This is a genomic window from Candidatus Vampirococcus lugosii, assembly GCF_018420025.1.
GTDB lineage: Bacteria > Patescibacteriota > Gracilibacteria > Absconditabacterales > Absconditicoccaceae > Vampirococcus > Vampirococcus lugosii.
The window spans coordinates 1-4,191 of record NZ_JAEDAM010000090.1 but is presented as its reverse complement, the minus strand read 5'-3'; the positions used below and the strand labels follow the sequence as shown (position 1 = coordinate 4,191).

Here is a 4,191-nt window from a genome sequence, read left to right as displayed (position 1 = left end):
TATTGATATATAATAAATTTAACACTATTATCAATATTAAATTTTAGATAGTTTTTGATTTTTAGTGATACTTTAAACAAATATATTTTAAGTTGAAAAAATAAATAAATTAATTATACAAAGTTTATTATTTTTTTAGATAACTAAAATATTTTATAAACTAAATTAACAATGAAAAAAATAATAATATTACTAATCTTATGACTTATAAGTTTAAATTTAAATTGATGTATACAAGAAAATCAAGAAGAAGAAATTTGACAAATTGAAAAAGAAAATGTTGAAGTTTGAATTGATAAAGAAGGAAAAAATAAGGAAGAATGAAAGTTTGAGGAAGAGAAAAAAAATGAAAATTTGAAGGAAATTAATGAAAATGATGAAGAAGATGAAGAAGATGAAGAAGATGAAGAAAATAATATTGCTGAGGAAAATAAAATTGCTGAAGAAAATAATATTGCTGAAAAAAATAATATTGTTGAGGAAAATAAAATTGCTGAAGAAAATAGTATTGTTGAGGAAAATAATATTTCTGAGGAAAATAAAATTGCTGAAGAAAATAATATTGCTGAGGAAAATAAAATTGTTGAAGAAAATAGTATTGTTGAGGAAAATAATATTGTTGAAGAAAATAGTATTGTTGAAGAAAATAAAATTGTTGAAGAAAATAGTATTGTTGAGGAAAATAATATTGCTGAAGAAAATAATATTGCTGAGGAAAATAAAATTGTTGAAGAAAATAGTATTGTTGAGGAAAATAATATTGTTGAAGAAAATAGTATTGTTGAAGAAAATAAAATTGTTGAAGAAAATAGTATTGCTGAAGAAAATGATATTGTTGAAGAAAATGATATTGTTGAGGAAAATAATATTGTTGAAGAAAATGATATTGTTGAGGAAAATAATATTGTTGAAGAAAATAATATTGCTGAAGAAAATAATATTGTTGAAGAAAATAGTATTGCTGAAGAAAATAATATTGCTGAAGAAAATAAAATTGTTGAGGAAAATAAAATTGTTGAAGAAAATAATATTGTTGAAGAAAATGATGATTTGTATTTTTTAAGTTATAAGGGTGCTTGATCTGGTACAAGAAATAATAATACTCAACAAATTAATGATAGTAAAGAAAAAAATATAAAAAAAATAAAAGAAACTTTAAATGCTGATAATAATAAAAAAAATGTTTTTAGTTGAATAAATACTAATCTTTCTGATGTAAATATTTGAAATATAGAAAATTTTGAAGATTTATATCTTGAAAAGGAAGAATCTGGTAAAATAAAATTTAATACTTGACTAAATTTGAATAATCAAGAAGCAATAAATTTTATAAATTTATTACAAAATAAATTAATTATTTCAGAATGATATATAGATTTTAAAGCTGGACATTCTTTATTTAATGTACCAGCTACATTATCTATGAATTTAAAATGAGAAAATGCTAAATGATTTGTAGAATATGCAAAAAAATGGAATTGACAAAATTATAATTGGATAAAAGTAAGTAATGATTGATGAAATACATATTTGACTGAAACAGAATTGAAAAATAAAATATCAAATTTAACTTGATCTTGTGATAATAATTGAAATTGTGTAGTAAGTTTTGATACTACTTGATTTACTTCTTTTGAGTTGTTGGCGAATTGAATAGTATATTGTTGAGGTCTTAATTCTTGAGATACTTTTGAATTGGAATGAAAAACTTATTATGTAGCAGAAGATAAAAATGATATAAAAAATAATATTGATGAATTTGGATGAGATTATGCAGCTAATAGAATTTGTACAAGTCATGTTAATGATATGAGTAGTTTATTTAAATGAGAAAGTTCTTTTAATCAAGATATAGGAAATTGGGATGTTTCTAGTGTTACTAATATGCAAGAAATGTTTAGAAGTGCAAAATTATTTGATAAGGATATAGGAAATTGGGATACAAGTAATGTTACTGATATGAGACTTATTTTTTTAAAAGCAGAAAATTTTAATCAAAATATAGGAAATTGGAATATAAGTAATGTTACTGATATGTATAAAATGTTTTGATGAGCAAGTTCATTTAATAATTGATGTGCTGAATGAGATTATTCTTGTGATTTAAATGATTGGAACACAAGTCAGGTTACTAATATGGAAGATATGTTTAAATGAGCAAGTTCATTTAATCAAAATATATGAGATTGGGATACAGGTAATGTTACTAGTATGAATAGTAATAAAGCTATACACTTAGAAGTTTGAATGTTTAATTGAGCAAGTTCATTTAATAATTGATGTGCTGAATGAGATTTTAGTTGTGGTTTAACTGGTTGGGATGTAAGTAAGATTGATTATATGAGACAAATGTTTAAATGAGCAAGTTCATTTAATCAAAATATAGGAAATTGGGATACGAGTAATGTTGAAAATATGAATCAAATGTTTTTTAATACAAATTCTTTTAATAAAGATATATGAGATTGGGATACAAGTTCTGTTACTAGTATGGAAGATATGTTTGTTTGAGCAAGTTCTTTTAATCAAGATATAGGAAATTGGAACACAAGTAATGTTACTACTATGGAAGGTATGTTTAGAAATGCAAATTCTTTTAATCAAGATATAGGAAATTGGGATACAAGTTCTGTTACTACTATGGAAAATATGTTTAATTGAGCAAGTTCATTTAATAATGGATGTGTTGAATGAGATTATTCTTGTGATTTAAATGATTGGGATACAAAAAATATAGAAAATATGGATAGTTTATTTTATTATGCAGAAAGTTTTAATCAAGATATAGGAAATTGGTATACAAGTCAGGTTCTTACTATGAGATCAATGTTTGAATTAGCAAAATCATTTGATCAAGATATATCAACTAAAGTAGTAAATGAATGAAGTGATGATGAATATATAGCTTGGAATACTAGTAATGTTGAAAATATGATATTAATGTTTAGAAAAGCAAGTTCATTTAATCAAAATATAGGAAATTGGAATACTAATAGTCTTAAATATGTATCAAGACATAGTAATTCTTGATATTACAATGGTATGTTTGCAAAGGCAGAATCATTTAATCAAAACATAGGAACAAAAGAAGTGACAGTATGATGAGAAACATATACAGCTTGGGATGTAAGTGGTATTGAAAATATGAATTTTATGTTTAATTGAGCAAGTTCATTTAATAATGGATGTGATGAATTAGATTTTAGTTGTAATTTAAATAATTGGGATGTTAGTAATATTACTACTATTTATAAAATATTTAGTTGAGCAGAAAAATTTAATCAAGATATAAGTAATTGGAATACAAGTAATGTTACTGATATGAGATATATCTTTTATGGTGCATCTGATTTTAATCAAGATCTATCATGATGGTGTGTGGAAAAAAATGATAATGAACCTTATGGATTTGACTATTCAGCTACTTCACGAGAAGATATAAATAAACCAAATTGGTGAAACTTTTGTATAAAATATGAAATAATGTTTGATATAACACCAGATACAGGTATAGTAGAAGTAGGAACAGGAATATATAATGATTTGTGAACAGGAAGTTTTCTTAATTGAGAATATAATTATATAGCAAGTGCGACAGGATATGATAATTTAACTGGAACTTTTACAGTTTCTTGAAAAAATGATATAGTATATATACCAGAAAGATATGAAATAATGTTTGATATAACACCAGATACAGGTATAGTAGAAGTAGGAACAGGAATATATGCAGATTTATGAACAGGAAATTTTGTTGATTGAGAATATAATTATATAGCAAGCGCAACAGGATATAATAGTTTAACTGGTGATTTTGAAGTAAATGGAACATGAAAAATATTAAATATTAATTTGGAACCAAAAAAATATGAAGTAATGTTTGATATAACACCAGATATAGGTATAGTAGAAGTAGGAACAGGAATATATGCAGATTTATGAACAGGAAATTTTATTAATTGAAATTATACATATATAGCAAGTGCAACAGGATATGTAGAATATTTATCATGATTTGAAGTAAATGGAACATGATTAAATATAGAAATTCAATTAGAAGAAGAACCAGAAAAATATGAAATAACATTTAATGTAAATCCAGAAGATTTAGATTTGGAAGTTGAAAATTTAAGTTGAACAGTATTTACATGAAATAAAGTATGAACATGAATAATATATAATTTAGAAAAT

The 4,191-nt window shown here is 23.6% G+C and carries 1 protein-coding gene; it reads left to right on the top strand.

What is annotated here, in order from left to right; all coding sequences use genetic code 25:
* Positions 1-171: 171 nt before the first annotated feature.
* Positions 172-4,191: BspA family leucine-rich repeat surface protein (locus tag VAMP_RS07255; protein WP_213349840.1), on the top strand; the 4,020-nt coding region annotated here is incomplete at its 3' end.